Raw genomic sequence first — 24,793 nt, forward strand, 5'->3', positions numbered from 1 at the left:
CCTATCTTGCAAGCGTCACGCATCGGCATCTGACGTTGCACTTCAACGAGAAGCGGGCAGACCCGCTTCTCTTGGATCTCACCGCCTCGGATCTCGGACACCAGAGGGCAGGGGACTGGCCGCGGCTGAGTCCTAGCATGAAGAAAGCCAGGGTGCTGAGCCCTGGCTGACGAGGTTGGTTCGATGTTATGCCGTCAACTTCAAGCCGGTTAGTAGCCAGACGAGGGGAGTGGCGGCAGTTCGTAGCCACCGGAAGGCAAGCTGTTCATGCCAGAACTTGGTGGCGGAACTTGCTCGGCTGGGGGTGGCAACGTTTGCCCTGGTTGCTCCCAGTAGGGAACGCGTTGCGAGGTTGGTGGGACAACCATCGATGGGACCGGAGCTTGCTGCGGTGGAGCGAGGGGCGTCATGTAGCCAGCTTGAGCGTTGGCTCGCAGCTGTTCGGCCCGGGCACGTAGTTCCTCTGGTGGAATGATTCGGAGGGGAACCATCTCGAAATCGAGCTCGCGCTGGTCACGAATTTCCCAAGGGACGAGGTTCTCACTCACGAAGTCGAGTCCTGGGTACTGATACCAAGGTGTCTTGAATTCGTGCAATTGGACGACTGGTTCGTACCCGTCCTTTTCCAGACGGATTTCACGTGTCCCGTAATAGGTATAGTCGGTCGCTACCGGCGTGACGCCAATTTCCTGATTATCGACGTACAGCACGGCCCCAGGCGGATTGGTCCGAACGCTGAATCGCCGGCGCACACAGCCAGGCGAGGCAAGAATCGCAATTAGCAATGCCAGCACACCGATGTGTCGAAAAACGGTCGTATTTAGTGGGAAAAATGGCCCCATGAGCTATCCTGAATCGTGGGGAAGTTGTGGGGCGGGAGTATAGCGATCTCTTAAATCCATGGCCAGATAGCTTTCCCCAGGCCATTTTCCGACCACCAGCGCAGAAAATTTCGGGTAGTTGCGAATCCGTAGTGAGGGTGGATCGTTTCCGCTTAGAAATCCATAATTCCTTATCCATTGCCAAGTTGCCCCAGCTAGCGGCGGCGTTTATTATCGAAGGCTCCTTAAACAACTTTGTTGACGTTAGTGCAGGCTTGTCCCACGCGGCGTCGAAGAATCTAGGGAAGACTAGGAACGTCGCCGACCTGTGTTGCGCGACGGATCTCGTGGATTTGACCCCATCAAACGAGAATCGAGTAGGTTTCTGCTGGTATGCCCCAGAGTGAAAAGCATGACTGGGCCGGATGTCTCCATGTCGCCGCCATGAGCGACATCGGTATGCGCCGATCCAACAATCAAGACCACTTCGGGGTGGCACTCTCGCAAACCTGGGAAGACTGGCAGCGACGCGGTCACCTGTTTATCGTTGCTGATGGCATGGGGGCCCACGCCGCCGGCGAACTTGCTAGCGAAATCGCGGTCGAGCAGGTCCGGCATCTCTACAAGAAGTATCTCGACAAGAAGCCTGCGATGGCCCTCACTTCGGCCATCGAAGAAGCCAACATGATCATCAACCGCCGAGGCGAGTCCAACGCGGCGTTCCATAAGATGGGAACGACCTGCAGTTGCTTGCTTCTGCTTCCCCAAGGGGCCGTGCTCGGGCACGTGGGGGACAGCCGGATCTATCGCCTGCGTGGCGACAAGCTCGAGCAGTTGACGTTCGATCACAGCATGGCATGGGAAATCAAAGCGGCCACCGCCGGCAAGGAATACTCGTCGGACGTCTACGCGGCGATTCCGAAGAACGTCATTACCCGTTCGCTGGGCCCTTCGCCTGAAGTCGAAGTCGACCTGGAAGGAGCATTTCCTCTGGAAGTGGGGGATACGTTCATGATGTGCAGCGATGGTGCCTCGGGACCGGTGACCGACCAAGAGATCGCCTTGATCCTGCACTCGCTCGATCCCCCCAAAGCTGCCCAACTGATGATCGACCTCGCCAACCTACGGGGCGGCCCGGACAATATTACGGTGATCGTGGCGAAGGTAACCGACGAGAAGTTGGTGAACGATCCGTGTAAGAACGATCCGCTGATCGAAGAAGAAGACCTTCCCCCTCCGCCGGTCGAACGTCAGGTGCGGAAGATCCCCCGGACTTTGCTGCTGGCAATCTTCCTGCTGTTCGCCGGAGCCGGACTGGCTCATTTCCTGGAGCAGCCGTTGTACGCGTTGGCCTCGGCCCTGGTCGGTGTGATGGTCACCATCCTATCACTGGTCTACAAGTTCACCGGCGAACTGGTTCCACTGCCGGTCAAGAAGCGGTTTCGCTTTGGCAAAGGTCCTTACTCCGAGACCACCTGTCAGGCTGACTCGAATACGTCCCTGAATCTCAAGATCATGTACGACGAGCTTTGCGACGCGGCCGAGTCGAATCAATGGACAATCGACTGGGAGAGCGTTCGACAACTGGGCGAACGAGCAGACAGCGAGATGAAGAAAGGGGAATACTACAGTTCCTCGAAGCACTTCCTGATGTCGATCGGCTCGCTGATGTCGCAGATTCGAGGGCAGAAAGGGTCGAAGAACCCTCTGGAAGACGATTCTCGCGTCGACCTGACGTAAAGGCTTTCGCGACGCGTACGGGCTTCCGCCGGCGATTGTCGTTTTCCCATTTGGCCAATATTGCTACAGTATGGGCCGATTCTTACCCCGGCATGGTGTCGGGACCGGATCGAAATGGATTTCGATCGCGATGGGTATACTACAACGCTATGTCGTCGAAGAGCTGGTAAAGGTCTTTTTACTGGCCCTCTGCTCGCTGACTGGGCTGCTGCTGTTCATCGGTCTCGGGCAACAGGCGGTCAAAGAAGGGCTCGGGCTCGTTCCGCTGCTCAAAGCGATTCCCTATCTGCTGCCCAACGCTCTGCGATTCGCCATCCCCGGCACGATGCTGTTCGCCGTCTGCAATGTTTATGGACGGATGAGTGCTAGCAACGAGTTCAACGCGATCAAAGCGGCAGGAATCTCGCCGATGTCGTTGATTGCACCGGGCTTGTTCATTGCCCTGGTGCTGTCTCTGTTTTGTGTCTGGCTAAACGACGTGGCCGTTTCGTGGGGGCACCTTGGACTGCGACGAGTCGTCATGCAATCGATCGACGAAATCGTCTATGGAGTGCTGAATACCAAGAAGTCGTTCCACAGCGATCAGTTTTCGATTCTCGTCCGTGATGTCGAAGGGGATCTGCTGATACGCCCTGAGATCTCGATTAACAATCCTGGTGAACAGGGCATGGTGACTATCTCGGCCACGAGTGCCAAGCTAAAGTCCGATCCTGAAAACAAACGGGTCGTGGTAACGCTGACCGACAGTTGCATCAATTCAACTGGACCGGAAGGAAAACGATTCGAGCATCCAGGGCAGTTCGTTACCTCGATTCCACTGGACGACGCGACTGCGGTGGAAGGGATTCGGGATGCGTCGCATCAACCGATGCGACGCCTTCCCTACTGGCGCGAGAAGATGGCGACTTATCATCGCCAGGTCGCCCAGGTCTTAGCTGCGAAAGGAGCGGCCTGCCTGGTGACCGGTCAGGCACCCGCCGAGGACGATCCGACGTGGATCTATTGGTCGAAGGAAAAGAACTGGTCTGCCTCGCAGATCAATCGTCTCAAGACCGAGCCCCATCGTCGCTGGGCGAATGGCTTTAGCTGTCTGTTCTTTGCAATGCTGGGAATTCCCCTGGCGATCCGCCAACGTAGCAGCGATTTCATCACCAGCTTCTTTGCAGCATTCTTACCGGTGTTGCTGCTGTATTACCCGCTGATGGCCCTGGGGGTCGATCGGGCGAAAGATGGCCAGTGGCCTGCCAGCGCGGTCTGGCTAGGCAATGTTGCGTTGCTGGCGATTGGCGGTTGGCTACTTAGTCGAACGCTCAAGAACTAGCCCTCTGGCGAATCGCTGGCGACGCGCTGACAGAAGGGGCAATGGCTCGCTTCCGCCGGATCGAATGGTTCGTCTTCGTCGTCGCTGCGGAACGCTTCCGTTTGCCGAAAGCCACAGTCGGGGCACTTGTGCTCCCACGAATGAATTTCGAGTTCATCATTCTGGAAGTGATTGTGCTGGCAAGTCAGCAGATCCGATCCGCACTTCGGACAGCCACCAATCGTGATTCGCTCGCGAGACATTCCAGGCCCTTTCTGCTGCTGAAAAAAAAGACAGGCTCCCGGGGAACCTGTCTTCGTGAGTTGTCAAACTTCGCAAAGCATCGCGAACTAAAAACCACGGGCAGCGATGATGTCGTCGAAATCGCGAAGGTGGTAATCGACTCCAGCGAAATCGAGCACGCGGCAGAAGCCACGCAGAGCCACGCCGAAACCGTCTGGTCCGCTGAAACCACCGAACTGACCGCCACCTTTGACGTGTGGTTCGAGGTCGACGAACACACCTGGGATGCCACGCTTCTTCAGCTTCTTTTCGAGCTTCGGAATCGACGAAGCGAAGTCACGCATGATGCGTTCGTAAGCACTGTCGCCCAGGTCGGAAGGAACGAAGTTCTTCAGAGCGTCTTCGTCAATGTGACCCTTTTCGCCGACTGGCTTGGTGATCTTGTAATCTTTGACGTGCATCCAGCCCATGCCTGGCTTCATGGCGATGTACTGGTCATACACTTCGTCTGGCGTGTAGCCCTGGCAAACAAGGTTGCCGGCGTCGAAGATCAGCATCATCGCTGGGTGATTCACCTTCTTGTGAATCTCGGCCAGGATGTCGCCGTTCTGACCGATCAGGTTCGCTTCCACTTCCAGACCGAAGGTTAGGTCGCTGCGATGGCAAGCTTCGGCAATCTGGCCGAGTTGATCGACGGCCTGCGAGATGTGGTCTTTCGGATCGGTTCCCTTCGGGTGATAGAACGAGAAGCCGCGGATCAGCTTGGTCTCGAATGCATGCGCCAGTTCGCAGGCCTTGTTCACGTCTTTGGCCAGGTACTTCTCGAACGGAACGTAGCGGTTCTTGGTACCGTCTTCGACATCCTGCAGCTTGACCTTACCGATCGGAGAACCGAGCGACGAAACGTTCAGGCCATACTCGCCTTCCATCGTTCGCAGCTTCGAGATCTCTGCCTTGGTCAGGTCCATGACATTCTTGATGCCATTGCCGACGTCGATGAAGCGGATGCTGTAGTATTCCAGACCGAGCGCTGCGAAGGCACTGAACTGCTGTTCGGCGGTCTTCTGGTTGGCAGATTCGTCAGCGAAACCGGTCAAAATAACTTGGGGCTTGGCAGTCATGGCGCTATTCCAGCTCGTGTCGCGTAAAGATTCTCTAGGGCGTTAATGCTTTTTATACGGCAAGTCGTATTGTGAATGCCCCGTCGGCATGTCGCAAGAGCCCTGAGGGAAGATGATGTCGCCTGACATCGTGTGCCGAACGCATCGCTGTAGGGCTAAAATCAGGCAATTATGGGCTGATGTTCAGGCCCAGTTTCCGAACGGCTGCCGAGAGTTGCTGTTTGCGTTGCAGTTCGTCTTGATAAACTGACGTCAAACGCATGGCGATCTCTTGTCGAGTTTCTGGCGAGCCTGGGTTTTCCTGCTCGGCTGCCTCGCAATACGAGCGAAACTCGGTATCGAATAGTTCGACTTGCCAGTCGAGATAAGCTTGCAGCTTCTGAGCGAACGCTTGCGAGTCTGGGTCGCTCGGAACGGTCAGCGTGTTGATTTTCCGCCGCACATTTTTGACATCTTGCAACGCTTTTTCATGAGCACGTTTGGCCGACTCGATGTCGACCTTTTCTCCCTCGAACCAGGGGCGCATCTCTTGGCCCCAGCGCATGCCGCTTTCGGTCAGTTCGCTGGTCAGGCCCAACGCTTCGGTGGCGTAGTTTTGTTGTGGAGACGTTTGTTGGCAACCGACCAGCAAGCAGGCCATCGAGAGGATCCACATTCGACAACTGCGATTCGCGTGTTTCATGGTGTTCTCCCGATGGACAAGCAAGGGCCAGGATTTGCCATTCACCTAGATGACGGTCAGTTCATCTGGTGGCGTTTCGCTGTAGTGCTCGACCGTGATTGTCGAACTGATACCGCCACGCGGCGTGAACTCGGCTCGAATCTGCATCCAGCGTGGTTCGAGGCAGCTTACCAGGTCGTTCAGGATCACGTTGGTTACGTTTTCGTAGAAGATCCCCTGATTGCGGTAGGCCTGCATGTACATCTTCAGGCTTTTCAGCTCGACGCACAATGCTTCCGGGATATACGTGATGGTGATCGTGCCGAAATCGGGCTGACCAGTCTTCGGACAGACCGAGGTGAACTCAGGCACGCTGATTTCGATTTCGTAGTCTCGTTGGGGGTGCTGGTTCTCGAAGGTTTCGAGAAGCCCGCGATTCTCTTCTGACACGGTCTCAACTCCTGGCTGATTGGTAAACTGCTATTTTGGGGGCAAATCCCAGCGAAGGCTAGAGCCGGTTGTCAAACGGCCGTTTCCTGGCCGATTTCGCGCGGAAATTCATCAATTCCGCCTACGGTCTGCCGAACTCGACCTGCGCTGGGGGCTCTTTATGGGTATTCTGAGAGATTCTCGCCAGGCACCGGCATCGTACCAGGGGCCTGGCGAAGCTTCGTATATCTCGCGGTCAGAGCATCCTGAAAGGGAAAGTCGGCCCCAAGCAGAGTTGCGTCTCGGTTAGTTTGCGTGCGTATTGCTGAAATCTATCGATCGATCCAAGGGGAAGGGCTGCTCACCGGAGTGCCCAGTACCTTCGTCCGGGCCAGTGGCTGCAATCTGCGCTGTTGGTTCTGCGATACGCCCCATGCTTCCTGGAACCCGGAAGGGGAAGACCTTTCCGTGGCTGAGATCCTCGGTCGGATCGAACTGCTACATGTCGACCATGTCGTGCTGACAGGTGGCGAGCCAATGCTGTTCGCGGAAATGATTCCGCTGTGCGAGGGGATTCGTCACTCAGGGCGGCACATCACCATCGAAACGGCCGGCACGCTTCACTTGCCGCTGCCATGCGACTTGATGTCGATCAGCCCGAAGCTTTCCAATTCGGCGCCCAACCCAGACGAGCATCCGCGGTGGCACCGTCGTCACGAACAGACTCGCGACCAGATCGATGTCGTTCGCCGGCTTCTCGACGAGTTCCCTTATCAGTTGAAGTTCGTGATCGATCGGCAGCCTGATTGCGACGAAGTGCTGGCCTACCTCGACCGATTGCCGCAACTCGATCGCAGCCGAGTGTTCGTCATGCCGCAAGGGATCGAGCAGCAGCAACTTGAAACGATCGGCGTATGGCTGCAGCCTTGGGCGGAAGAGCATCAGTTGCAGTTGTGCCAGCGAAAGCAGATCGAATGGTTTGGCTTCGCCCGCGGAACCTAGTTTGGCGAACGCTGGATTCGCTCGAAAGCCCCAACAAAAAAGCCGCCTCGATGGGCGGCTTTCAGTTTTGAAGGATCGCTTCGCGTCAGGTTGCGTGGTCTTCTTTCGTTGGCGCTGACGGAAGTTGGAACTCGCCATGATGGGCCAACTCGTGCGACGACACGATTTCGTCGCTCAGTCGTTTTTCCATTCGGTCGCGGCGATGTTTCTTCACGTGCTGGTAGATGACTGCCGATTGCAGCCACCAGAAAACGGTCACCACATAGGCCAGGCATGCTCCGGCGAATGCCGTGCTGAGGTAGCTTGGCGATAGGTAGTTCAAGAACAGTCCGGCCATCAAAGCGACCAGCGAAACGGCCAGCTTCGATTTGCACAGCAATTCCCAGCGGTTGAGTGTGGCGGAGTCGATGGCGGCCTTGGCTTGTTCGTTGGCCAGTTCGCGCAGGCGACGAATGTCGGACGTTTGTTCCGGAGCGGATCGCGAAGGAATGAACTCTTCACTGGTGATCAGCGAAACGTCTTCTTCGACCCTTTCTTCCACCGGTACATGCTTTGTCTCCGACTTCTTTTGGGCTTCGACTTTTGAATGCGATTCCGGTTCGCCGGAATGCTTGGCTCGCATTCGCGCGAGCAAGCTTTGCATGTAGTCATCGATCGAGACGTCGTCGTCGGAGTGAGCTACCTGCTTAGGAGGTTGAGGGGGAGCGTAGGCTGGCTCGTCATCCGACTCTTCCAGTTCGTCCTCTTCAGGAAATTGGAAGTTTGGATAACTGGTCAGGCCGGTCTTCGGATCGATTTTTCGTTCATCACGCGATGGCTGAGGATCCGGCCGCTCGAACTCGTCGTGACTTGGCGTTTCACGCAAGATCCCCATCGAACGAAGGTGATCCATCGCCGCTTCTTCTTGCTCTTCGTGCGTGTGCGCTTCGTCCGCCGAATGCGGGCTGGACGCGTTACGACGTTCTTCTTCCAATTGGCGACGAATCGCAAGACACTGCTGGCGAGCCTCTTCGAGTTGATCTTTCCAGTCGGCTTCGATTTGCTTCTGCTGAACGATTGTCTCGTGAAGTTCCTGGTTCTGTTGACGCAGTTCATCCAGTTGCCTCTGCAGGTTGTCGCCGCGGAGCGAGGCGTCTTCCAGTTGTTGCTGCAACTGGGTGACTTCGCCTTCGAACTGGGAAGTCTCTTCCTGATTCTCCGCGTGTTCGCAGGCCTGTTGCGCTTTCGCCAACTGCAGTTCCATTTCGGCAATTTTGCTGTTCAGCTCTTGGACCTGACCTTCGCGGTCCTGCAGTTCTTCCTGCGACCAGGCGAGTTCGCTTTCGGCTTCTTTCAGCGAGCTCCGATTCTCTTGCAGTTCGCGCGAAGCTTCATCGTAAGCCAGGCGAAGCTCGGTCAGACGCGACACGGCACCATTGCCATCTTCTTCGTCTTCCGATGCTTGAGCGATTTGTTCGCGTGTCTGACGCAGGTGAGCGAGGATCGATTTGACGCGGGCATTGGCGTGCTTCCGCGACAATTGCCACTGGCCACGCAATTGATCTTCGCGAGCGGTCAACTCGGTCGCTTGTTCTTTGAGATGCCCAATCATCTGCTTCGCTTCGGCCAGATCGGCTTCCAGGCGACGCTGCTGCGAGCGTTCCGCTTCGGTGGCATCGTCCGACGCCGCCAATTGCTGGCGAAGTTCGTTGAGCTGGTTTTGCTTGATCTCGAGTTGCTCACGCAGTTCGGCTTGCAGCTTGCCATTGCCTTGCGTCAGTTCTCGGACCTGCGACAGCAATCCGCGAACGCGATTGTGTTTGGTCAGGCGTAACTGACGGCGATCGGCCCGAAGCTGTTCGTTTTGCAAAAGCGAAGTTTGTTCGGTTTCCGACTCGCGAGCGAGCAACGAATCGACCAGGTTCTGGGCTTCGTCGAACTTTGCCTGCAGCGACTGGAACGAGTCTTTCTGCTGGCGAACCATATCCAACAGGTTGCGAATCCGGCGATTCGAGCGGCGGCGGAGTGCTTTATGCGACTGGCTGATCGGTAGCGCGGCCTCGGCCGGCGTGGTTGTTTCGTTAAGCTGATCGGCCAGAACCTGAAAGCTCAAGCTGCCCAGACTCAGTTGATCGCCAATTCGGAGCCAGGCTTCGGAAATGGTCGTGCCGTTCACACGCGTGTCGCGGGTCCACGATTTGACGACCATCCCGGTCGGTCCGCGATAGATGACGCAGTGCTTCGGCTGAACGTCGGCCGCGATCAGACGCAGTTGGCAGTCTTCGCCTGACCCGACCAGGCACTTGGGCGCATGGACACGGATGATCTGACCGTCACGTTCCGTACCTTCCACCTTCAGGACCAACGGAGTGCTGGTCTTCCCCAAGAGCTTGGAGTCGCGTTTGGAAGGGGGGGCGAGGTTGTTTTGGACCATAGCAATATTTCGATTTCGTGGAGATCACCAACGGGACAAGGCCATATCAAAGCCTGCTATCTGGCGCACACCTATCCAAGCTGCCCGTAGGTAATCGCCTATTTCGCTAAGGGATATAGGTCACAGGCGCCCGGCGGTCAAAGTTCTTCCGCGGTACTTTTGCAGGGTCAAAAAGAGCTCACCCATGCAAATTGGATAGGGTTTTACCCAGAAAATGTCGATGATCGGATTGCGCCGCAGAAAGCTCGCGTTAAGCGTGTCAACCTGGTTTTCGCAAGAGGAAAGTGTCTTAAGATGAAAAACAGAGGGGCTTCCGAAGGGGCTGTCGGAATTGCAAGCTGCACTGCGGCAGTTGATAAGTTGCTATGTCAGTTTAAGTTAGGGTAATTTCTATAACGGGTATGGGTATCCGTAATCTGTGGAAATTTTTATTCGTAACTATCCTGGCAGCGTACTATAGTTTCGTTACGTCAGACAAAGGTAGAGTTTGCCCGCCGATCAGGGGGGCCGACGGTTTCGGATTTCATCGCGAAATATGCGGTCCATTCAAATACTAGGCAGGGGCGAAACGAATCGCTAAAAATACGACTTTCCTGCTCTCAAGGTGACAACATGGCACGGTCAAGAGACGAGTTTATCAGCAAAATGAAGGAGATTCTCCTTCGTCGTCGAGATGCGCTCCGCAAGGCCCTCGCTGGGGACTTGAGTCTGTTGAAAGAACTCGAGCAGACCTCAGGTGACGTCGTCGACTTTGCTCTCGATTCGGTTCAGGACGAACTCAGTTCGCAGTTGGCCGAAGTCGAAAGTCGCGAACTTGCCAGCATCGACACCGCTCTGGAGCGAATCAAAGAAGGCAAGTACGGTGAATGCGAAGGTTGTACAACCTCGATCCCGATTGCCCGTCTGCAGGCCCTTCCTTATGCCACGCTGTGCATCAAGTGCCAGCGCGAACTGGAAGAGCTCGGCCCTGATGGCGTGAGCTGGGCCCAGACCGACGACACGCAAGCCGTTAACTAACGCACGGTCGTCACAACCCGCATACTTTCCACGGGACGAGGTAAAACTCGTCCCGTTTTTCTTTTATCACCCATGGTGCTAGCACGATCTAAGTAGTGAGGTGCGTGCCATGATGGTTCGCATCACCACAACTCCCCCGGTTTTGGTATCGATGCTATGCGACCTTTGTTCTCTCTCTCGCTACTCTTGCTGATCAGTACCGCCGTCGCCGGGCAAGACCTGGCCCAGTTCGATTCCGATCGATCGGCGATGCGAGACGAAATCCTGGCGGAAGCCGACATGCTGCAGCGCGAGCTGAACCACCTGAAGAAGGTTGTTCGCTTCGTTCGCCCGTCGATCGTCCATATTGAAACCACCACCGCCGGCAATGGTTTTTCCGCTTCGAGCGAGGTGGATGAAGCGGGGGCGGGCATTATCTTCAAGCATAACGACAGCTACTTCGTGATGACCAATCGTCACGTCATCAACCAGGCTCCGCTGGAACGCATTCAGATCTACCTGGAAGATGGCCGCTCGATCAAAGCGAAACGGGTTCTTACCGATCGCGATACCGACGTCGCGGTGGTCGAAGTGGTTGCCGAACGTTTGATCCCGGCCGAAGTGGGCGACAGCTCGATGGTCGAAGTCGGCGAAAAGGTCTTTGCCGTCGGAAGCCCCTTTGGTTTAAGCCAGACGGTTACCTATGGCATCATCAGCGCGGTGGGACGACGGAACCTCCAACTGGGACGTCAGGGCTTGAAGCTCCAGAACTTCTTTCAGACCGATGCCGCCATCAATCCTGGTAACAGCGGCGGACCGCTGATCAATCTTCGCGGAGAAGTGATCGGTTTGAATACCGCCATCGCCAGCAACTCAGGCGGAAATGATGGTATCGGCTTCGCGATTCCAATCCACGCTGCATTGGGCGTCGCCGAACAACTGATCGAGAAAGGTCAGGTCGCTCGGGCGTTCTTTGGTGTCCGGATGGACGCCGATTTTGATGCCGCCGCTGCCGCCAAGATTGGCCTGTTCCGCGCTCGCGGAGCCAAGGTAAGTGGTGTTACGGCAGGTTCGCCGGCCGAAGCGGCCAAGATCCAGGTCGGCGACATCATCACCAAGTTCTATGGGCAGGAAGTGGAAGACGACCTGCAACTGATCAATATTGTCAGCCTCTGCCCGTTGGATGAAGACATCCGGGTCGAGATCTATCGCGATGGCAAGTTCATCGAAAAGTCGGTTCGCCTCGCTGCTCGAAACCGGTTCGAGAACTAAGCAATCGCCTTCCCGTTCAAGCATCGATAACAGCCGAGTAAGCGATTACTCGGCTGTTTCGCGCGCGGCCTGAATGATGCCGCGGAGGATGCAATCTTTCACACTGTTCACATCGACCGTGCTGGCGACTTCCATGTTGGGAGTCCACGTCCGTACGATACGACGATCGAACACGGTCGCACCCAGCGTCAAATCACCTTGCGTTTCCACGTCGCAAGCCAGCGGAATGGTCTCAAAAAGTTCTGGCTGCAGCAGGGCGACCAGGGCCACCGCGTCGTTCAGGCAGATCCCTTCCTGGGCGAGATGTCGGCGATGCGAGCGGAACGAGTAAGGCAGAATCTGGTTCAGCAGGTTTGCGACGCGCGAATTTCCTTTCGGAATGTTTTCGAGCAGGTCGATTCCGAAGGTTACCTGGCTGGTGACATCGATCGGGACCAAGGTCTTGGTGGTCTTCGAGTGCAGGACCCGTCGAGCACTTTCGGCATCGAAGTGGCAATTGAACTCAGCACAAGGCGTGACGTTTCCGACGCCGCTGAGCGAACCGCCCATGATGACAATTTGTCCTACCTGCGAAGCGAACAGGGGATCGCGCTGCAGACAGTTGGCCACGTTGGTCATCGGACCGAGGCACAAGATGGTTACTTCTTCGGGATAGGCCCGGACTTCGTCGCCGATCAGTTTTTCCGCCGGATGGGTTTGATGCAGCTTGGCAACATCGAGATGGATTTCGCCGAGTCCATCACTGCCATGCAGGAAGGTCGAGTCGACCGGTGGAGCGGAACGGGGCCCGGCGCCCATGGCAATACGAGGGCGACGCGGGGGATCGAGGCACTCGATCAGGGCCTGAAGATTGGTAAAGGCCTGGTCCGCGTTAACGTTGCCGGCGGTCGAGGTTACCGCAAGGACGTCCAGGCGAGGATCGAACAGGGCAATCATCAGTGCCACAGCATCGTCGATCCCTGGATCGCAATCGATAATTACCTTCCTGGACATGATGGGCGGGACCTCCTGGCCTTCAAGGTGTGTGCAACGAACTTGGGTGGCATACGCCGGGTCGGTTGGGCTAACCTTTTTTAAAGCGGAATCCCTGGACCAAATCGGGTGCCCCGTGGGGTTCTCGATCCTGTAAAGCCAACCGGCAAGCGTCGATGAGCCAAGATCGATCGATATCCCCTGTTGTTATAGCAAGTTTCGTCTTCCAGCGGCAGATGCATCGTGGGTAGGACCCAGGGGCGTTGGCGACTAAAATAAGCCGGTTTGTGTCGGGCATCAGAATCAAGCTCTGGGAGTGAGTCGGTTGTCGCAATTAGAAGTCATCACGAAAGTTCAGGCCGGAAACGATCTGTCACTGGAAGAAATGGCGTCTGCCATTGGCCAGATGATGGAGGGGGCCTGGGGAGACGACGACATCGCCGCGCTGCTGTTGGCGCTTAATGACAAGGGGCCCTGCGTCGACGAAATCGCCGGCGCGGCAACCGCCATGCGGAACCACATGGTTCAAATCAAGGCTCCGGTCGCCGACTTCATCGATACCTGTGGAACCGGGGGGGACCGGAGCGGGACCTTCAATATCAGTACCGCCACTGCCCTGGTGATTGCCGCGGCTGGGGTGCCGGTTGCCAAGCATGGCAACCGCAGCGTGACCAGCAAGTCGGGTAGTGCTGACGTGCTTTCGCGACTTGGCGTGAATATCGAAGCCGATGTGGCGACCATCGAACGCTGCTTGGCGGAAGTCGACATCTGCTTCTGTTTCGCCCCGCTGATGCATGGCTCGATGAAGCACGTGGCTGGCGTGCGCAAGAGCCTTGGTGTGCCAACAATTTTCAATCTGCTTGGCCCGCTCTGCAATCCGGCCAATGCTCCTTACCAACTGCTTGGGGTCGGTCGTCCGGAATACCGCGAACTGCTGGCGAGTGCCCTGCACAAGTTAGGGACGACCAAGGCGGTCTTTGTCACCGGCCGCGATGGCATGGACGAAGTGACGATCAGCGACGCGACCGACGTTACCATCGCTACCCCGGCCGGTCTGGTACAGATTGTATGGCAGCCGGAAGAGTTCGGCATCGAGCGTCGCGGCAAAGAGGATATGCTGGTCGATGGACCCGAAGAAAGTGCGGCGATGATTCGCCGAGTTCTCGCGGGCGAGAAGGGCGGGGCACGCGACATTGTGGTGGTCAACGCTGCCGCAGCTTTGTGGACCATTGGCAAGAACGATTCGTTAAGCGAGTGCGCTCGATTGGCTGAAATTGCCATCGATAGCGGAGCCGCGGAAAAGACGCTGGCTCGCCTGGCAGAGGTTAGCGCCGGGTGAAGCGTGTCGGAAGTACGTTCCTGGTTCTAGTCCTGGCGGTCTGTGCCGCGCATGCCATGGTGCATGTGCTGGAAGGTTCGCTCCCCTGTGTCGAGCAGTCGATTGCTACCCAGTACGACGTTGGTCCTGCGACCACTGGCTGGTTGCAAACCGTCTGGCGCTTCCCATGGGGTGTCGGAGCGCTGATCGCCGGTTGGCTGGTCGACCACATCGGTGCCAAGCGGATGCTGGCCCTCTACCTGATCGGTGGCGGCGTGACCTGCCTTATGGCAATTTCTTTGCCCGGGCTGTCGATGCTGTTCGTCTCGATGTTCTTCATGGGGGTGATGGGAAGCATCTATCATCCGGCCGGCCTGGCGCTTCTATCCCATGAAACAACCCCGCAGACACTGCCCAAGGTGTTGGGATGGCATGGCGTGTTTGGTTCGCTGGGGATTGGTGGTGTCCCGCTGATCGCCGCCGCGGTTCTTTCGCTGACGCACTCGTGGCAGGTCTTCTATGGCGTGCTCGCGGCGATGTCGTTTTCGATCGGGGCCGTGTTCGTCTATCTGACTCTTCAATCGCCCGAGCGAGTCTTCACGCGTTCCGGCCAGCCCACTGCGGAAGATCAGGGGCAATGGGGAAGCTTCGGGGTACTGCTGGTCATTTCGAGCTGCATTGGCCTTTCATACCACGGCGTGATGAGCTTTCTGCCTCGCTTTCTGTCGGATGCCCAGGTTCTGGGGTTTCATACCGAAGGTGAGATTGGCGGGAACGTTTTGGCGGCCAGCTCGCTGATTTTGGGGTGCTTCGGCCAGTTCATGGCCGGGCAGATCGCGAAGCCCCATCGATTGGAACTGCAACTCACAATCATCTGCGCCGGGACGATCCCATTCTTAATCGGGATGAGTTTTGCTTCGCCCGAGTGGAAGTGGTGGTGCGTGGCGGCCTGGGTGATGACCTTTTTTATGCATCAGCCAGTATTTAATAGCTTGATTGCTAAATACACGCCGCGATCTCGCCGAAGTCTTTGCTACGGTGTCTCGTTTGCCATGGGAAATGGTATCGGAGCGCTCGCCGCCGGATTGGTGGGTGAGAACTCCGATTTACAGTCGGCCTATTTGGGGCTGGCTGGCTGTGCCCTGGCGGCGACCGTCGGGGGATTGATTTTATGGATTCGGACGGCTCGGACCCCTCCGATCGGGCCATAAAGCGATTGGCCACTCAGATTATGCTTTGCTTTCCCGGAAGAGACAGGGATAATCGGTAAATCTGGAGAGGGCTAGCTCTTTGGACCTCACGGGCGGTTCTTATCTATACCCCTAGGGATTCCCATATTTCGATTCGTTATCATCGCTCGATATCTAGAAAGCCCACGCAATGGCGATCAAATACCATTACCTCAAAGTTCGCGACGTCCAGGATGTGGTCGTTGCCGAGTTTATCCAGTCTTCTATCCTGGACGAAACCGCGATCGATCGCGTTGGAAAGGAATTCGAACAGTTGATCCTCGAGGCCGCCACGGCCAAGAAGCTGATCTTGAACTTTCGCGCGATCGAATACATGTCTTCGGCCATGATCGGCAAGCTGATCCTGCTGAATAAGAATTGCAAGAACGCCAAGATCAAGTTCAAGGTCTGCAATGTGACCGGCAACATTCTGGAAGTTTTCCAGATCATGAAGATCGGCAAAGTGATCGACATTCACAAGGACGAGAAGTCCGCACTCGATTCTTTCAGCGGCCCTTCGATCTCGAAGTGGTTTGGCCTTAGTTAGCCGCTGGCCGGTCTTTGGGCCGGCGAACTGCGCGGTCGGGCTTTCAGGGAAGTGACCGACCGCTTGTTGCCGTCGTGCTGGCACTGCTAGTGCTAGCAGGCATCGATTCTCTCCTTCGCTCTTAGCGCCGATTATCGGTTTGCGTAAGATTCCGCGACCCCTGACCATTTCCCTACGTAAATAAAGCGGGTGGACGTGCATCGTTACGAGGCACGCTGCCAATCAGGCATATGCCTTCTCATACTGAAACGTCCGACGAACAGTCGCTGATGTCCAAGCCGTTGGCTTGGGGCACGCGTCTTGTTGTGCGGTATCCGATCGTGGTGCTGCTGGTGGCTTTCCTCGTCGCGGGGTCGTGCGTTTTCTACGCCACCAATCATCTCGGCTTCAAAACAAGTCGCCTCGATCTGATCAACAAGCACAGCAGTTTCAACCGGCTCTGGCGCGAATACCTCGACCAGTTCAGCGCTGATGACGATGTCGTGGTCATCATTGAAGGTCCGGGCCGTGAAGAAATCGTGCCGGCTTTGGAAGATCTTTACACCCAGCTCTCGGCCGAGAACCAGTCGTTCTATGCCGTGCTGCACGAGCGAGGCCTGAGCAAGGTTCGCGAGAAAGGGCTCCACTTCCTGCCGGAAGCCGATCTGTCCAAGATCGACCAGCAGTTGCATCGCATGTGGCCGCTGATGCAGGGACAATGGGATTCAATCAGCGTCGCCCAGATGGCGTACGATCTGAATCAGCAGCTTCTCTTTGCTTCGCGACAGCCGGAAGCCCCCCAGGCTCAGATGATGGCGGAGAATGCCCGGCAACAACTCGACAAGCTGGCCAGCAATCTCCTGGCCGCGATGGGGCAGGGGGAAGCCCAAGGCTCGATGCTCGTTCCGCCGAACGACTCGTTGAGCGCGATGAGCCAGATCGACTCCGACTACTTTCTGGCGAACGAAGGCCAGCTTGGTCTGATCTTATTGCGGCTCGTGAAAAACCAGTCCGAGCTGGCCCAGGGCAAAGAGGCGATCGCTGAACTGCGTTCGATCCTCGATCGCTTCCAGAAGAAATACCCACGACTGAAGTTCGGGCTGACCGGACTTCCCGTCATGGAAAACGACGAAATGGAACGCAGCCAGGTCGACATGACCCAGGCCAGTGTCATCAGCCTGGTGGGGGTCGCTTTCCTGTTCATGGCCTCGTTCGGTGGCCTCCGGCATCCGCTGCTGGCGGTGGTCGCGCTGTTGATCGGCATTGCCATGTCGGTTGGCTTCGCCACGCTTTTCGTCGGGCATTTGAATATCTTGAGCGTCTCGTTCGGCGTGATCCTGATTGGTCTTGGGATCGACTTCGGCGTGCACTACGTGGCTCGCTACTTGAAGGAAGCCGAAGATAAGAAGACCGGCGAAGCCCTCGTGCAGACGGCCCGAGACATTGGTCCTGGGATCGTCACTGGTGGTTTAACCACCGCGGTCGCGTTCTTTACCGCTTCGCTTACCGACTTCACGGGTGTCGCCGAACTGGGCATCATTGCCGGCGGTGGTCTGCTGGTTTGCCTGGTCGCCTCGATGACGGTGCTGCCGGCCTCGATTCACCTGGCCGATCGCCATCGCAGCCGTTTTCAGCTACCCAAACCGCTACATCTCGACTGGTGGGTATTGCCTCTGCTGAAGACGCCGAAGATGACTTTGCTCGTCTCGCTGATTGGGATCGGCCTGATTGCCGTAGGCGTGCCGAAGCTGCGCTACGATCACAACCTGTTGAACCTGCAACCGAAGGGGCTTGAAAGCGTTCAGTGGGAAGAGAAGCTGCTGAGCGATACCGATCGTAGCGTCTGGTTTGCGTTGTCGATCGCCGAAGATCGCGAGACGCTGCTCGAGCGAAAGAAGGAATTCGAGGCCTTGCCGACGGTGAATCGCGTCGAAGAAATTGCCTCGCTGATGCCCGACAGCTCGCCGCAAAAGCTCGAAATCATTGGCGACCTGAATCATCGTTTGCAGCAAATTCCTGAAAACGTCCCGAACATCTCGGTCCCACAAGCCGCTCACCTGGGCCAGGTGTTGGCCGACTCGCAGCGACTGCTTTCCCCGGACGAACCATCGTCGCAGCATACCTATCGTCGGATCGCTCAGATTCGCGAACTGCTGCGAGGGATGCCGGAGCCGAAGTACCGAGCGATCATCTCGCAGTTCCAGCAACGAAACGCAGGCGAACTGTTGCAGTGGCTTCACTCGCTGGCGGCGATCTCGAACCCGGATCCTCCCACGGCGAGCGATTTGCCCGAGGCCTTGGTCACCCGTTTCGTTGGGAAGAACAACCAGCTTTTGCTGCGAATCTATCCCAATGCCAGTATCTGGGATATGGATGCCTTGGAAGGGTTCGTTCGCCAGGTCGAATCGGTCGATCCGAAGGTGACCGGCCAGCCGCTGCAGACATTCCACGCTTCGCGGCAGATGCAATTGAGCTACATCCATGCGGCGATCTACTCGCTGATCGCGGTGATGATCATTCTGTTGATCGACTTCCGCAGCCTGACGCATACCTTGCTGGCGTTGACGCCGGTGGCGTTCGGGATGCTGATGCTGTTTGGGATTCAGGGGTTCGCCGACATTCCGTTGAACCCTGCCAATATGATCGTGTTACCGCTGATCCTGGGGATCGGCATCGACGACGGCGTCCACGTGGTGCACGACTTCCGCCGGCAAGGGAAGGGATACCTGCTGGGGGCTTCGACCGCGACCGGGGTGATCATCACGTCGTTGACCACGATGATTGGTTTCGGAGCGCTGATGCTGGCCGAGCATCGCGGTTTGGCCAGCCTCGGCCGGGTGCTGACCATCGGGGTGGCCTGCTGTTTGTTTACCTCGTTGGTGGTGCTGCCGTGTCTGCTAAAGCTGGTGGCCTATTTCCGCAAAACAGTGCCAGAAGTCGATGACGAGCCTGCCAAGCCGCGTGAACGGCCTCGGGGGCGAAAGCTCTCTTCCATCCCGGACGAGCCGAAATCGAACCCCTTGAAGGAATCGCCGCGCGAGGCTCCCCAATCGAAAGAAGCCCGCGACGAAACGTTTCACGGACGCTAAGTTGTTGCTGTTTAATAGCTTGCGGGGGATTGTCTAATCCCGTCTTGCCGTCCGCTGCGAAACCCATTAGGGCTTTTCGACCGTCCCTAAATCGCTATACTGAATAGATTGTGCTTCACAATCCGGCGCGGACCCTACGGTTCGCTCTGAAATATTCACTGAAATACCCTGCATAAGGTAATCGAACCATGGCCAAGCCACATCGTAAGCTGAAGAAAGCCAATCACGGTGCCCGTCCTGCGAATGCGAAGGCTCGCAAGAACAAGCGTAAGGGTATCAAGACCTAATCGTCTTGATCGACAAGTTCGCTGTTGCCGGCCCGGATGAACGGGTCGGTTTGTTTTGGCAAAGTCCAATTGTTCCTTATCGGTAGTTGAAGGATTCACGGTGGCGCGAGAAGACTTGATTCTCGATCCTGCGTCGATCGATTTCGATAACGTAGTTGCAGACCTCGAAGGGGTGCGCAAGACGAATCCTCAACGCTACGAGATGGAACAGCTCTCCGGCATCGTTTACGACGACGGGGAAGCGGGCATCTGCGCTGGCTACCTCGATATCGCCGAAGATGCGTTCTGGGTACGGGGGCACATGCCGGGTATGCCGCTGATGCCGGGCGTACTGATGTGCGAAATGGCAGCCCAGGTCAGTACCTGGTATGTCGTCACGCACGATCTGATGCCAGGCAAGCGGATGGGTTTTGGCGGACTGGATGAAGTTAAGTTCCGTGGCATCGTCCGCCCGGGCGATCGCCTGGTTTGCATTCTGAAGCAGACTCGCTACCGTCCGAACCGCATGCTGGTTTGCAACTTCCAGAGCTTCGTCGGTACCACGATGGTGGCCGAAGGGGTGATTCGGGGCATTCCACTTCCGGATGCGATCTAGCACACGCTGGGGTGCGGCCTCGACTGCTTAGCCGAATCTCCGCTGGTAAATCCCCATGCTGTTCCCGCTGATCGACGAAAATCCGACGCGCCGCTGGCCGATCGTGACCGTCGGCTTGATCGTGGTGAACAGCATTATCTTTCTGGCGATGCTGGGGCTCGATCCGGTCGAGCATAACCTGGCGTTCACTCGCTACGGCTTCGTGCCGGCCCGGTTTACATCGGCAGTGCAAGGTGGCCCTGCAATCGATCTCGATCTGCGTGACCTTCTGGGGGATTCCCCCGAGGCCCGAGAAGTGCTCGAGCAAAGTGGCGTCGAAACGCGTGTGAACTTGTCGGCCAATTTGTCGGCGGTGACGACCACGATCTTTACGTCGATGTTCCTCCACGCTGGTTTTGCCCATCTGCTGGGCAACATGTGGTTCCTGTGGATCTTTGGCAACAACGTCGAAGATCGCCTGGGGCATGTGCCGTACTTGTTGTTTTATTTGTTCGGTGGCGTGTGTGCGGCGTTGGCTCACTGGGCGGCAGTCAGTGGGATTAGTGCGCTGCTTCCGACCGTGGGGGCCAGCGGAGCGGTTGCCGTGACGCTGGGAGCCTATGCGGTGACATACCCACGAGCACATATCCACTGCGTCCTGTTCTTGATTATCATCTTCATGACGGTCGATTTACCGGCGATTGCGGTGCTGGGCATTTGGATTGGCTGGCAGGTGATCGAAGGCATCGGCGCACTGCACTTGGGAATGGACGCCGGTGTCGCCTGGTGGGCACATATCGGCGGTTTCCTGTTTGGCATGGCCGTGATGGCTCTGCTTTCCCGCATTATTCCTGATACAACCTACTCTGCGATTCTGGCCCGAGAGCGAGCTTACCAGTTCGATCCCCGGCAGCGCGACGAGTTCCGTTTTTAGACCCTTATTTCACGAATTGTCATGGGCCGTAAAGCACTTCCGAAACTGAATCCTGACGTCGATTTCTCGAAGCACTTTTTCACGCCAGAGGCGCTCGAGACGCAGCCAGACCTGCAGTCTTACTTTCCAGTGCAGCAACCGCTGGAAGTGGAAGTGGGGACCGGCAAGGGTTTGTTCATGAAGAATGCCTCGGGCATGACGCCGGGGCACAACTTCCTGGGAATCGAAATCGCCTTCAAGTATGCTCGCTTCGCAGGCTACAAGCTGGCCAAGGAAGGGCGGACCAACGCCGTCATGTTCCATGGCGATGGGCAGAAGATCTTCCGCGAAACGATTCCGGCCGAATCTTTGGAAGCGGTCCACGTGTACTTTCCAGATCCCTGGTGGAAGGCTCGGCATCACCGTCGGCGGTTGATGAACGAAGAATTCTGTCAGCAGATCGAACGTGTGCTGCGAGTTGGTGGCAAGCTGCATTTCTGGACCGACGTGCTCGATTACTTCGAGATGGCGGTCGAGTCCCTGCACAAGGTGACGAAGCTTCAAGGACCGATCGACGTCGACGAATCGCCAGCCGAACACGACCTCGACTATCGAACCCACTTCGAGCGACGCATGCGGAAGAACGAGATGGATGTCTTCCGCAGCCAGTTTGTGAAGCAGGAACCAGTCGCTTAGCGACTGCCACCCGTTCTCATTCGAAACAACAAGAGCCCAGGTCGATCGACGGCCTGGGCTCTTGGTTTGTCAGCGTGTTGCTAACGCAATGCGTTAGGCACCGGTCGAAGTCGCGGCGTGTTCTTCCTGGCGGCGTTCGTAGGTTCGGCTGCCTTCTTCGACGACTTCGTCCTTCGATTCCAGGGCGATCTGGTAAAGGCGTTCGCCACCTGGCGTTGGATATTCGCCGGTAATGCAGGCCTGGCAAAGCTTGTCGCCAGGGAAGTTGACCGCTCGAGCGATCGAATCGACCGGCAAGTACCGCAGCGAGTCCGCACCGAGTTGCTCGGCCATGGCGTCTTGCATCTCTTCAGTCAGCAAATAGCTGTCTCCCATGAACTTGGGAGCGAACAACTCGCTGATCGTCGACATGTCGATGCCGTAGAAACACGGAGCGATAATCGGCGGGCATGCGACGCGTACGTGGATTTCCTTGGCACCGCCTCGTTCCCGCAGACGATTGATCAGCACCTTCATCGTGGTGCTACGCACGATCGAGTCTTCCACCAGAAAGATGCGCTTGCCTTCCAGGACTTCTCGCAGCGGCGTGTATTTGATTTCCGCGGCCCGACGGCGTTTGCTGCCGCTTTCGATGAAGGTTCGGCCGGAGTAGCGATTGCGGATGAGGCCTTCGCGGGAAGGAATGCCCAGCTTGAAAGCCATCGCGTCGGCAGCTGCCTTGCTGGTGTCCGGCACCGGGACAACGATCGTATCGCCATCGTCGAGTGGAATCTCGTTTCGTTCCTGTTCGATGGCCGCCAGTTCTTCGCCCAGGTTGGTTCGACTGACGTAGACACTTTGCCCGTCGAGCGTACTGGCGACGTTGGCGAAGTAGATCCACTCGAAGAAACAGTGAGCCGTTCTCTTTGGTTCGATGAACTCGTGAACTTCGACCTTACCATCAGTGATTGTGACTGCGTGGCCTGGCTCGACGTTTTTGATTTCGTCTTCTTCGAAGCCAATGTTGATCAGGGCGACACTTTCGCTCGCGGCGGCAAACAGCGATCCCTGGACGGCGTAGCACAGCGGCTTGATGCCGTAAGGATCACGAGCGACCAGCATCTCGCCATAGGCGTTCAGCATGACCATGCTGTAGGCCCCATCGAAACGGGGGGCGGCACGACGCAAGGCTTCGAGCATCGAGATTCGTTTCTCGCCGGTCATTTCCCGGCTGATCTCGTGCATGATGATTTCGGTGTCGGTTTCGCGGCTCAGGTGATGATCGTCGTCAGCCAGCAGACGGTCGCGAAGCTCGCTATAGTTCGACAACTGCCCGTTGAATGCGAAGCTGAACCACTTGTGCTTCACCAGATGGTGCCGCTCGAAAGGCTGAGCGTAGCTTTTGTCGTCCTGGCCACAGGTCGCATAGCGAACGTGTCCGATGGCAGCACGGCCCGCGAATTCCCGCATCAGCGACTCGCTCTTGCCGCGATGCGACAATCGAAACACTTCCTGGACGGTACCGATGTCTCGGTGAGTCGTGATCAGTTGGTTTCGTGTGGGATTGAAGGTCGTGAAGCCAGCCGCCAATTGCCCTCGATTCTGGATATCCAAAAGCATTCGCGGCATGATTCGCGAAACTTCTTCCGGTCCTTGATCAGGGCAGAGAGGGCTTTCTCCAAGGCCAGGAAGGTGATAGATCGCCGCGATACCACATTCGTGGAAGAGTTCACTCATAGAATCTCAGTTCAATCCTGCCGAGTTTGCAGAGACTCGCAACCTCACTGGGATGCGAGAGGGGCGTGGGCCGGAAACAGCAAGCACGAAGATATTGTAAAGACGCATCCTTGAATCCTCAACCGTCAACTATTCGAACTCTCGGATTCCCCCATCACGATGGGTGCTGATTTATGACCGATGGCACCGCTACCAACGACTTTATGGCCTGAACTTACGTCAGGCGGTCTCTCAGGGGCTCTAGCGGCAATCCCCCATGGCAAGCTGACCGTCAGGCTCTAAGATATCCGTACTGGCCCTCTCATTTTTTCCTTGAAACCTCGCCACTATGACCGACTTGCTGCGGCAGGAAATCACGACTTCCGCTCATACCATCGTCGTCAAAGTTGGGACGCGCGTCCTGACGACCGATCAGGGAGTCTTAAACGAAGACCAAATCACCCAACTGGGTAGGCAGTTAGCCGAACTTGCGGCAACGGGTCGCCGGGTCGTGCTGGTTTCAAGTGGGGCTGTCGGGGCCGGGATGAGCCAGCTGGGGCTCACCAAGCGGCCGACCGACCTTGCTCGGCTGCAGGCCGTCGCCGCCGTCGGTCAGGCCAAGTTGATCGAGATCTACGACCGGGCCCTGCGTGATAACGGTCGGCATGCGGCCCAAGTGCTGCTGACCGCTGAAGATCTCGACGATCGCACGCGCTACTTGAACATTCGCAACACACTGCTGAGCGTGCTCGACTTCGGTGCCATTCCGATCATCAACGAGAACGACACCGTGGCGGTCGAAGAACTGATGCTCACCTTCGGCGACAACGATCGCTTGGCCGCACGCGTTACGAATTTGATTCGTGCCCCTTTGCTGATTTTGCTTTCGGACGTGCAGGGTTTGTACAACGGTTCGCCGGAACTGTCCGAATCGAAGCTGCTGTCGGTGGTGCCGAAGCTGGACGAAGAAGTTCTTTCGTTTGCCCGCGACAAGAAGACCGGTCACTCGAAGGGGGGCATGGCCAGCAAGCTGGAAGCGGCTCGCATGGTGACCTCGACCGGCGAGAACATGATCATTGCCTCGGGGCGAATCCCGGACGTACTGACTAAATTGATCGCTGGTGAAGAGATCGGCACGCTGTTCCTGGCTCAAGGCAAAGCCGTTACGCCTCGCAAGCGTTGGATTGGCTATTCGGTTCAACCTCGCGGCGATCTGATGGTCGACGATGGCGCCGCGCGTGCCCTGGGTGAAAAGGGTAAGAGCCTGCTGCCGATCGGCGTGACCGAAGTTCGCGGTTCGTTTGGCAAAGGGGACGTTGTCCGCGTCTGCAATGCCCAAGGGCAAGAGATCGCTCGGGGGCTGACCAATTATACTTCGGAAGAAGTGGGGCAGATTCTCGGAAGCCGCAGCGATCAGATCGAAGGGATTCTCGGAGTTCATCCCTACGACGAAATCATCCATCGCGACAACATGACCGTGAGTCGCGTCTAGCCAT

At 56.9% G+C, this 24,793-nt stretch carries 21 protein-coding genes; 13 read left to right on the forward strand and 8 right to left on the reverse strand.

Features of this window, described 5'->3' with window-relative positions; genetic code table 11:
- Nucleotides 1-209 precede the first annotated feature (209 nt).
- Nucleotides 210-842, reverse strand: coding sequence for a PEGA domain-containing protein (locus AB1L30_RS07925; RefSeq protein ID WP_367012884.1), 633 nt, complete (start codon nt 840-842; stop codon nt 210-212).
- A 372-nt stretch (nt 843-1,214) separates the two neighbouring features.
- Here AB1L30_RS07925 and AB1L30_RS07930 point away from each other — a divergent pair, with 372 nt between their 5' ends.
- Nucleotides 1,215-2,561, forward strand: coding sequence for a protein phosphatase 2C domain-containing protein (locus AB1L30_RS07930; RefSeq protein ID WP_367012885.1), 1,347 nt, complete (start codon nt 1,215-1,217; stop codon nt 2,559-2,561).
- A gap of 130 nt (nt 2,562-2,691) precedes the next feature.
- On the forward strand, nt 2,692-3,882 hold the full coding sequence (locus AB1L30_RS07935; RefSeq protein WP_345087674.1) for an LptF/LptG family permease: 1,191 nt from the start codon (nt 2,692-2,694) through the stop codon (nt 3,880-3,882).
- On the opposite strand, the gene AB1L30_RS07940 is transcribed toward AB1L30_RS07935, so the two are convergent.
- The 4 genes from AB1L30_RS07940 to queF all read right to left on the reverse strand — a co-directional run bounded on the left by AB1L30_RS07940 (nt 3,879) and on the right by queF (nt 6,336).
- Nucleotides 3,879-4,124 (reverse strand): hypothetical protein, encoded by a 246-nt coding sequence (locus AB1L30_RS07940; protein WP_367012886.1) that lies wholly within the window; start codon nt 4,122-4,124, stop codon nt 3,879-3,881. The two genes, AB1L30_RS07935 and AB1L30_RS07940, sit on opposite strands and share 4 nt — an antisense overlap.
- Before the next feature lie 87 nt (nt 4,125-4,211).
- The gene (locus tag AB1L30_RS07945; RefSeq protein WP_345087669.1) at nt 4,212-5,225 is read right to left on the reverse strand and encodes a TIM barrel protein; all 1,014 of its coding nucleotides are present in this window, start codon (nt 5,223-5,225) and stop codon (nt 4,212-4,214) included.
- Between the two features lie 169 nt (nt 5,226-5,394).
- A complete protein-coding gene (locus AB1L30_RS07950; protein ID WP_367012887.1) occupies nt 5,395-5,907 on the reverse strand; it encodes a hypothetical protein in 513 nt (170 codons plus the stop codon).
- Between the two features lie 45 nt (nt 5,908-5,952).
- Nucleotides 5,953-6,336: a preQ(1) synthase gene (gene queF, locus AB1L30_RS07955; RefSeq protein ID WP_367012888.1), complete on the reverse strand. Its 384-nt coding sequence runs from the start codon at nt 6,334-6,336 to the stop codon at nt 5,953-5,955.
- A 294-nt stretch (nt 6,337-6,630) separates the two neighbouring features.
- Between queF and AB1L30_RS07960 the strand changes: the two genes are divergently transcribed.
- Complete coding sequence (locus AB1L30_RS07960; protein ID WP_367012889.1) at nt 6,631-7,317, forward strand: 7-carboxy-7-deazaguanine synthase QueE; 687 nt, start codon at nt 6,631-6,633, stop codon at nt 7,315-7,317.
- A gap of 85 nt (nt 7,318-7,402) precedes the next feature.
- Here AB1L30_RS07960 and AB1L30_RS07965 read toward each other — a convergent pair whose 3' ends face one another.
- A complete protein-coding gene (locus AB1L30_RS07965; RefSeq protein WP_367012890.1) occupies nt 7,403-9,730 on the reverse strand; it encodes an FHA domain-containing protein in 2,328 nt (775 codons plus the stop codon).
- A 612-nt stretch (nt 9,731-10,342) separates the two neighbouring features.
- On the opposite strand from AB1L30_RS07965, the gene AB1L30_RS07970 reads away from it, so the two are divergent.
- On the forward strand, nt 10,343-10,747 hold the full coding sequence (locus AB1L30_RS07970; RefSeq protein ID WP_367012891.1) for a TraR/DksA family transcriptional regulator: 405 nt from the start codon (nt 10,343-10,345) through the stop codon (nt 10,745-10,747).
- Nucleotides 10,748-10,903: 156 nt separating this feature from the next.
- Nucleotides 10,904-11,998, forward strand: coding sequence for a trypsin-like peptidase domain-containing protein (locus tag AB1L30_RS07975; protein ID WP_367012892.1), 1,095 nt, complete (start codon nt 10,904-10,906; stop codon nt 11,996-11,998).
- A gap of 45 nt (nt 11,999-12,043) precedes the next feature.
- On the opposite strand, the gene AB1L30_RS07980 is transcribed toward AB1L30_RS07975, so the two are convergent.
- On the reverse strand, nt 12,044-12,991 hold the full coding sequence (locus AB1L30_RS07980) for a nucleoside hydrolase (RefSeq protein ID WP_345087656.1): 948 nt from the start codon (nt 12,989-12,991) through the stop codon (nt 12,044-12,046).
- A 304-nt stretch (nt 12,992-13,295) separates the two neighbouring features.
- On the opposite strand from AB1L30_RS07980, the gene trpD reads away from it, so the two are divergent.
- The 7 genes from trpD to trmB all read left to right on the forward strand — a co-directional run bounded on the left by trpD (nt 13,296) and on the right by trmB (nt 21,602).
- The gene (gene trpD, locus AB1L30_RS07985) at nt 13,296-14,309 is read left to right on the forward strand and encodes an anthranilate phosphoribosyltransferase (RefSeq protein ID WP_367012893.1); all 1,014 of its coding nucleotides are present in this window, start codon (nt 13,296-13,298) and stop codon (nt 14,307-14,309) included.
- On the forward strand, nt 14,306-15,499 hold the full coding sequence (locus AB1L30_RS07990; protein ID WP_367012894.1) for an MFS transporter: 1,194 nt from the start codon (nt 14,306-14,308) through the stop codon (nt 15,497-15,499). Before trpD ends, AB1L30_RS07990 begins: the two co-directional genes overlap by 4 nt.
- 169 nt (nt 15,500-15,668) lie before the next feature.
- Nucleotides 15,669-16,064 carry an STAS domain-containing protein gene (locus AB1L30_RS07995; protein ID WP_345087650.1) on the forward strand — a complete coding sequence of 132 codons (396 nt, stop codon included), beginning with the start codon at nt 15,669-15,671 and terminating at the stop codon, nt 16,062-16,064.
- Between the two features lie 230 nt (nt 16,065-16,294).
- Entirely contained in the window at nt 16,295-19,132 is a 2,838-nt protein-coding gene (locus AB1L30_RS08000) for an MMPL family transporter (RefSeq protein WP_367012895.1), read from the forward strand.
- 387 nt (nt 19,133-19,519) lie between these two features.
- A complete protein-coding gene (locus AB1L30_RS08005; protein ID WP_345087646.1) occupies nt 19,520-20,014 on the forward strand; it encodes a beta-hydroxyacyl-ACP dehydratase in 495 nt (164 codons plus the stop codon).
- 55 nt (nt 20,015-20,069) lie between these two features.
- Entirely contained in the window at nt 20,070-20,927 is an 858-nt protein-coding gene (locus AB1L30_RS08010) for a rhomboid family intramembrane serine protease (RefSeq protein WP_367012896.1), read from the forward strand.
- A gap of 21 nt (nt 20,928-20,948) precedes the next feature.
- Nucleotides 20,949-21,602, forward strand: coding sequence for a tRNA (guanosine(46)-N7)-methyltransferase TrmB (gene trmB / locus AB1L30_RS08015; protein WP_367012897.1), 654 nt, complete (start codon nt 20,949-20,951; stop codon nt 21,600-21,602).
- A 93-nt stretch (nt 21,603-21,695) separates the two neighbouring features.
- Here the strand turns inward: trmB and AB1L30_RS08020 are convergent, their stop codons facing one another.
- Complete coding sequence (locus tag AB1L30_RS08020; RefSeq protein ID WP_367012898.1) at nt 21,696-23,318, reverse strand: amidophosphoribosyltransferase; 1,623 nt, start codon at nt 23,316-23,318, stop codon at nt 21,696-21,698.
- 328 nt (nt 23,319-23,646) lie between these two features.
- On the opposite strand from AB1L30_RS08020, the gene proB reads away from it, so the two are divergent.
- Nucleotides 23,647-24,789 (forward strand): glutamate 5-kinase, encoded by a 1,143-nt coding sequence (gene proB / locus AB1L30_RS08025; RefSeq protein ID WP_367012900.1) that lies wholly within the window; start codon nt 23,647-23,649, stop codon nt 24,787-24,789.
- Nucleotides 24,790-24,793: the final 4 nt, after the last annotated feature.

Origin of the sequence: Bremerella sp. JC817, assembly GCF_040718835.1 — a bacterium.
In the GTDB taxonomy this organism is placed as follows: Bacteria; Planctomycetota; Planctomycetia; order Pirellulales; family Pirellulaceae; genus Bremerella.

What these genes read in the sequence shown, in the direction of transcription:
- AB1L30_RS07950 (WP_367012887.1), bottom strand. Translation starts at nt 5,907, where the DNA reads ATGAAACACGCGAATCGCAGTTGTCGAATGTGGATCCTCTCGATGGCC.
- AB1L30_RS07930 (WP_367012885.1), top strand. Translation starts at nt 1,215, where the DNA reads ATGCCCCAGAGTGAAAAGCATGACTGGGCCGGATGTCTCCATGTCGCC.
- AB1L30_RS07935 (WP_345087674.1), top strand. Translation starts at nt 2,692, where the DNA reads ATGGGTATACTACAACGCTATGTCGTCGAAGAGCTGGTAAAGGTCTTT.
- AB1L30_RS08020 (WP_367012898.1), bottom strand. Translation starts at nt 23,318, where the DNA reads ATGAGTGAACTCTTCCACGAATGTGGTATCGCGGCGATCTATCACCTT.
- AB1L30_RS08000 (WP_367012895.1), top strand. Translation starts at nt 16,295, where the DNA reads ATGCCTTCTCATACTGAAACGTCCGACGAACAGTCGCTGATGTCCAAG.
- AB1L30_RS07965 (WP_367012890.1), bottom strand. Translation starts at nt 9,730, where the DNA reads ATGGTCCAAAACAACCTCGCCCCCCCTTCCAAACGCGACTCCAAGCTC.
- trmB (WP_367012897.1), top strand. Translation starts at nt 20,949, where the DNA reads ATGGGCCGTAAAGCACTTCCGAAACTGAATCCTGACGTCGATTTCTCG.
- AB1L30_RS07940 (WP_367012886.1), bottom strand. Translation starts at nt 4,124, where the DNA reads ATGTCTCGCGAGCGAATCACGATTGGTGGCTGTCCGAAGTGCGGATCG.
- AB1L30_RS07925 (WP_367012884.1), bottom strand. Translation starts at nt 842, where the DNA reads ATGGGGCCATTTTTCCCACTAAATACGACCGTTTTTCGACACATCGGT.
- AB1L30_RS07975 (WP_367012892.1), top strand. Translation starts at nt 10,904, where the DNA reads ATGCGACCTTTGTTCTCTCTCTCGCTACTCTTGCTGATCAGTACCGCC.
- AB1L30_RS07970 (WP_367012891.1), top strand. Translation starts at nt 10,343, where the DNA reads ATGGCACGGTCAAGAGACGAGTTTATCAGCAAAATGAAGGAGATTCTC.
- AB1L30_RS07995 (WP_345087650.1), top strand. Translation starts at nt 15,669, where the DNA reads ATGGCGATCAAATACCATTACCTCAAAGTTCGCGACGTCCAGGATGTG.
- proB (WP_367012900.1), top strand. Translation starts at nt 23,647, where the DNA reads ATGACCGACTTGCTGCGGCAGGAAATCACGACTTCCGCTCATACCATC.
- AB1L30_RS08010 (WP_367012896.1), top strand. Translation starts at nt 20,070, where the DNA reads ATGCTGTTCCCGCTGATCGACGAAAATCCGACGCGCCGCTGGCCGATC.
- AB1L30_RS07945 (WP_345087669.1), bottom strand. Translation starts at nt 5,225, where the DNA reads ATGACTGCCAAGCCCCAAGTTATTTTGACCGGTTTCGCTGACGAATCT.
- AB1L30_RS07980 (WP_345087656.1), bottom strand. Translation starts at nt 12,991, where the DNA reads ATGTCCAGGAAGGTAATTATCGATTGCGATCCAGGGATCGACGATGCT.